Below are 5,343 nucleotides of genomic sequence, written 5' to 3'. Positions count from 1 at the left end.
AGCCAATATTTTGCCAAGTTAATGAATTTTTATCCATTAACTGTGTCATTTTTTCAGTCTCACCTGCTTGAGCATGCTTAACAATTTGAGCAGCAATATTATCAACAAACGTTTTTGCTAGTAAGCTTGTTAGATGGGTGTTAATTTCACCCTGAACCTCTTTAAAAGTCTTTTGGCGCTGTGCTAATTTATCCTTTAGGTGAATCACCATGTAACGATCACCACCCAACTCTAAGACTTCAGAATTCTCTTTTTTGTTTAATACAACATCACTAAAAGCCGCACTCACAACCTTTGCATCAAATTGCGTAGTTTGAGCGTTAAAAAATTCAGTTGTTTGCAGGTTAAGCCCCATCTGGCCAGCAAGCTCTTCTAAGTTTGCTTCATAAGCTAAATTGGCCATTTGCTCAGTCAAGTTATACAAATCCTTTTGCGCTTTAGATTGTGTATAAAGCTGGGTTAATTCAGCCTTTACAGCATCAAATGACTTAACAACATCTGGCTTAATCGCATTTAACTTGATAATATGATAGCCAAATTCAGATTTAACCAACCCACTTAACTCGCCTTCTTTCATGGCAAATACACTGTCTTCAAATGCACCCACCATCACACCACGGCCAAAGTAGCCTAAATCACCTGCTGAATCTTTGGAGCCACTATCAGCAGAATATTCACTAGCAAGTTTGGCAAAATCACCCCCCTGTTGAAGTAATTCAAGCACCTTATTAGCAGTTGATTCGTCTTCTATAAGGATGTGCTGAGCTTGACGCTCCTCGTCTGTGGTGAATCGAGCCTGCTCATCTTCATAAAAATTAAACAACTCATCATCGGTAACACTAATCTTTTTGGCAATTTCAGTTAATGACAGCTCAACAAACTCTAGCTTAACTTGCTCAGGCGCAAAGAAAGATTCTTTTTGGTTATCAAAATAATCTTTAACACTCTTCTCATCCACCTTTACTTTTGAAGTGTAATCATCTGCATTGAGTTGAATATAAGCAAACTGACGCTGCTGATCATTCAACTGTTGCAAGCGGGTTAATTGTGATGGCAACATAAATGCTGAATCCAACAGGTTGTATTTGATTTGATTTTGAGTCAGCTCTTTTGCTTTAATCGTTTCATATTGAGCTGGCGTATAACCATTCAGTCTTAATAATTGCTTATATTTATCAATTGAAAAACGCCCCTCTTCAGCAAATAAATCACTCGCTTGGATTACTGCATTAAGCTCAGCAGTTGTGGTTGCATGCGCCATGCGCTGTGCTAATTGGGTTAATAGGCGTCTATCAACCATTTGATTAAGAATTGATTGCTTTAAAACATTGTCAAACGCTGTATCGTATTTTTCAGCCAACTTCTGCTGTAAGCGTCTTTTTTGGGGATTGAATTCAGCCAAAAACTCATCTTTATTAATCTCCTCACCATCGATACTAGCTACCACCACATTAGAGGTGCCCGTAAAGTATTCGTTAATACCAAATAAAGCGAAAGGTACGGTAATTAAACCAACGATTAAATAGGCTAACCAGCCTTTAGTTTTGTTTTTAATAGAGCTTAGCATAAGGATAAAGTTGCTTGCCATTTAACAAATAAATGGCTATACATTAAATGAATAAAAAGTAAGGATTATAAACGAAAAAGTTTATCAAAAAAAACGGTGTTTTTGCTTATCTAGATAAATTTTAAATTCACTGGCCATTTAGACAGCACTCACCAACTTTAAGTATGCATCTTGCTACTAAATTTAATAATTAAATTCGATAATAATTTAGACGAAAAAAAAGATAGCTAATGCTACCTTTTTTTAACTTGCGTAAAACGCAATAAATATGGCGATCCGGAAGGGATTTGAACCCTCGACATCCTGCGTGACAGGCAGGCACTCTAACCAGCTGAGCTACCGGACCGAAATGTTTTTTTGGTGGGCGATACAAGACTTGAACTTGTGACATTCGCCTTGTAAGGGCGACGCTCTACCAACTGAGCTAATCGCCCAAAAAAACATATGCCCAACACTTAAGATTAAGCACGGGGCATATTATACTGAAAAAATCTTAAGAGTTAACTGATTCTTTAAGTAATTTACCTGCTTTAAAAGCTGGTACTTTAGAAGCTGCAATTTGAATTGCTGCACCTGTTTGAGGATTGCGGCCTGTGCGTGCTGCACGGTCTCTAACTAGGAAGCTGCCGAAGCCTGTGATTGCTACGCTATCGCCTGCTGACAATGCTGAAGTAATCGCACCTGTTGTTGCGTCTAATGCGCGAGCTGCATCTGCTTTTGTTAAACCTGATGTTTCAGCAATTGCTGCTACTAAATCTGACTTGTTCATTACTTATTCTCCTGTTTCGTAAATCGTATTTCTTAATTGAAATTTCTTGTGCTTTTTTGTTAAAAGCTTTCAATGAATTATCCATTAAATACCCATACTGTCAACGTATTTTTAAAAAAAATATGGTTAGCTGGGTGTATTAGTTTTTGCTGATATTTTAAGCTGTTGAATTAACGGTAAAAATCGCTCTTTCCAAATGCTTGGCGTTAGCTCACCAATGTGCTTATCTCTTATAATTCCTTGACCATCAACCACAAAAGTCTCTGGTGTTGCGTACACGCCAAGCTCTAATCCTAGCTTTCCTGACTCATCAAAAATAATTTTGTCATAAGGGTTGCCTAAACGATTTAGAAAAACCTGCCCTTCCTTGCGCGTATCTTTGTAATTAACACCCACCATTTGCACCGAATTTGTTTTAGCAATTTCCATCAACATTTGATGTTCTGCACGACAGGTGACACACCATGATGCCCACATGTTAACCAAACTCACCTGATCTTTAAGTAACGAATGGGTTGAATAGCTTTCTGCTGTTTTAAAATCCTCTACCATTAAATTCGGGAAAGGCTTGCCAACCAAAGGAGAGGGAAGTTTTTTGGTATCTCGTCCCAAGCCATCAAACAAAAACCAGGCCAAAATTACAAAAATGGTTAGTGGCGCAAATTTACTCATTATATCTAGCCGGTTTTTTAATTGCTTGTGCTTTAGATAGCGCATCAGCCACCTCTGGTGGCATATAGTTTTCATCATGCTTGGCCAGCACCTCTGTGGCTATAAACGTGCCATTAACCAATGATCCGGTAGTAATAATACCTTGACCTTCTCTAAATAGATCTGGCAAGATACCCTTATATTTAACCTTGAACGTGTTTTTATTATCAGTCACATCAAAGCTGACTTTAATGCCATCACGCTTAACGCTATCCATACCAACCAATCCGCCTAGGCGAAAACTTTTACCGGTTGGCGCTTTACCTTCAACCACATCCGTTGGTGAGAAAAAATACAGCAAATTTTCGTTAAATGCCTTTAAACCGAAGTAACCCGCCAAACCAACACCGGCAACCAGCATGGTCACCAAGATCATTCTATTTTGTCTTTTTGTCATGAGTAATTAATTCCTTGAATATTTAAGGCGTAATTGCTTAAATGTATTGTTATGAATGGTTTTTGTGCGTATAAACAATCCGCCAATAACCACAAATGCCGTTAAATATGAAAACCAAATATAAAACGCATACTTACCATAAGGTAGAAATGAAAAAGTTTCTGCTAATGTCATTTGCCACTCTCCATAATAATTTTTTTAACCCAGCCACTATTCTGCTCTTGAATCAGCACTTCGTCACGCGCACGCATTAACATTAGCGCACCATATAACAACTTAAACGAAATACCCATTAGCACCAACGGCATTAACATGTCGCTATGAATAGCAGGCTGTGCAATTTTCTCAATAGAACTCACAGAAGCACCTTGATGTAGCGTGTTCCACCAGGTCACTGAATAATGAATAATTGGAATGTTAACCAGACCAACAATCGCCAAAATAGAGCTGGCTTTAGCTGCTGTTTTTGGGTTGTCAAAGGCATTGTTAAGAGACATATAAGCCAAATATAAAAATAACAAAATAAGCTCGCTGGTAAGGCGTGCATCCCAAACCCACCAAGTGCCCCACATAGGCTTACCCCAAACCGCACCCGTTACTAGTGCTAAAAAAGTAAACGAGGCGCCAATTGGTGCGGATACTTTAGCCACGACATTGGCCAGCTTAATTTGCCAAATAAGGCCAATCCCGCCTGATATCGCCATTACTACGTACACAAACATACTCATCCAAGCTGCTGGCACATGGATGTACATAATGCGGTAACTTTCACCTTGTTGGTAATCAGCCGGGGCAATAATCAAGCCCCAATACAAACCCACCAAGGTAATTAATATAAATGGGTATAAAAACCAAGGAATAATTTTATGACTGATTGAATAGAAATTTTTAGGGGAGGCAAATGCCTGTATCCATTTCCACATAATATTTACGTTCTCAAAATTTGATAATCATTTTAAGGATTTTTGCGCTACGTTGTTGCGTAAATAAGTGGGCAATGGCAAATTATCATCTAACGGCAATCCTTGTGCGATGTGATTTAAGGCTAGTTCAATTAAATTTTCAGCCATTGGGTAGAATTGCGCTTGATAATCCACCACGCCAGTTGCTTCAACTAACGCTTGAGAATATGCACCCCAGCCACTACCAACCCCTAAATAATTAGCGCCTAATTTAGGTGCATCTTCAGGTTTAAAAATTGCTTCACCGGTAAATCTACCTTGGTTAATTTGCGCCCAGTAAACCTCGTTCATTCTTGCGTCCAAAGCGATGGCAACTTTGTCCGTGTTAAATTTTTGCTGAGCACCAAACCCAACCAACTCCAAGGTTGAAAACCCTAAAGTAGGAATTTCAAAAGCCAGCGACATGCCCTGCACCACACTCACACACATTCTAACACCGGTAAACGCACCCGGACCTTTGCTATAAACAATTAGATCTAAATCTTTAACAGATAGCCCGGTTTCATCCAGAACCTCATCGCACAAAGGCAATATTAACCCTGAGCTTTTTGCCACATCTTTTAAAAATCGGGAAGTTTTGGTTGAGTTTGTATAAAGACTCACCGAACAAACTTCGGTGCAAGTATCAATGGCAAGAATATTTTTCATGTAGAGACCATTGCATTAACCCGGTACGGTTTAGGGAGTGTGGAAAATGGTGTATTTTTCATCCAAAAATGAGAAGAATAGCTAGCTATTTGACGAATTTTTAGATGAAAAAGATACTGTATTGTGTATTTCATAAATTGTATTGGGTTGATGTAATGATCTCTTTCACTATTTTACAATCTTTTCATATTTATTGTATAAACGCAAAACCAATTGTCTGCGCTTTGCCAATCTTTGCGGATGTCTAACTGGATGATAATAACTCGGGCCCTTGACCAAAGCCACCAAA

Annotated in this window: 7 protein-coding genes and 2 tRNA genes; all 9 read right to left on the bottom strand. The window is 38.7% G+C overall.

Annotated elements, in window-relative coordinates; all coding sequences use genetic code 11:
* A partial coding sequence (locus PSN35_RS04570; RefSeq protein WP_300030091.1) for a SurA N-terminal domain-containing protein occupies positions 1-1,588 on the bottom strand: 1,588 nt, incomplete at its 3' end.
* Between the two features lie 248 nt (positions 1,589-1,836).
* Positions 1,837-1,913: transfer RNA gene (locus PSN35_RS04565), tRNA-Asp, on the bottom strand.
* Positions 1,914-1,925: 12 nt separating this feature from the next.
* A tRNA-Val gene (locus PSN35_RS04560) sits at positions 1,926-2,001 on the bottom strand.
* A gap of 59 nt (positions 2,002-2,060) precedes the next feature.
* Complete coding sequence (locus PSN35_RS04555; RefSeq protein ID WP_300030086.1) at positions 2,061-2,336, bottom strand: HU family DNA-binding protein; 276 nt, start codon at positions 2,334-2,336, stop codon at positions 2,061-2,063.
* 126 nt (positions 2,337-2,462) lie between these two features.
* The gene (locus tag PSN35_RS04550) at positions 2,463-3,008 is read right to left on the bottom strand and encodes a DsbE family thiol:disulfide interchange protein (RefSeq protein WP_300030083.1); all 546 of its coding nucleotides are present in this window, start codon (positions 3,006-3,008) and stop codon (positions 2,463-2,465) included.
* On the bottom strand, positions 3,001-3,444 hold the full coding sequence (gene ccmE, locus PSN35_RS04545) for a cytochrome c maturation protein CcmE (protein WP_300030080.1): 444 nt from the start codon (positions 3,442-3,444) through the stop codon (positions 3,001-3,003). Before ccmE ends, PSN35_RS04550 begins: the two co-directional genes overlap by 8 nt.
* Before the next feature lie 6 nt (positions 3,445-3,450).
* On the bottom strand, positions 3,451-3,618 hold the full coding sequence (ccmD, locus tag PSN35_RS04540) for a heme exporter protein CcmD (RefSeq protein ID WP_300030077.1): 168 nt from the start codon (positions 3,616-3,618) through the stop codon (positions 3,451-3,453).
* Positions 3,615-4,367 (bottom strand): heme ABC transporter permease, encoded by a 753-nt coding sequence (locus PSN35_RS04535; protein ID WP_367183387.1) that lies wholly within the window; start codon positions 4,365-4,367, stop codon positions 3,615-3,617. Before PSN35_RS04535 ends, ccmD begins: the two co-directional genes overlap by 4 nt.
* A 27-nt stretch (positions 4,368-4,394) precedes the next feature.
* On the bottom strand, positions 4,395-5,054 hold the full coding sequence (gene tsaB / locus PSN35_RS04530) for a tRNA (adenosine(37)-N6)-threonylcarbamoyltransferase complex dimerization subunit type 1 TsaB (RefSeq protein ID WP_300030074.1): 660 nt from the start codon (positions 5,052-5,054) through the stop codon (positions 4,395-4,397).
* Between the last annotated feature and the right edge of the window lie 289 nt (positions 5,055-5,343).

This window comes from Candidatus Thioglobus sp. (assembly GCF_028599055.1).
GTDB lineage: Bacteria > Pseudomonadota > Gammaproteobacteria > PS1 > Pseudothioglobaceae > Thioglobus_A.
The sequence above is the reverse complement of the archived record's forward strand: the minus strand, read 5'-3'. Positions and strand labels throughout refer to the sequence as shown.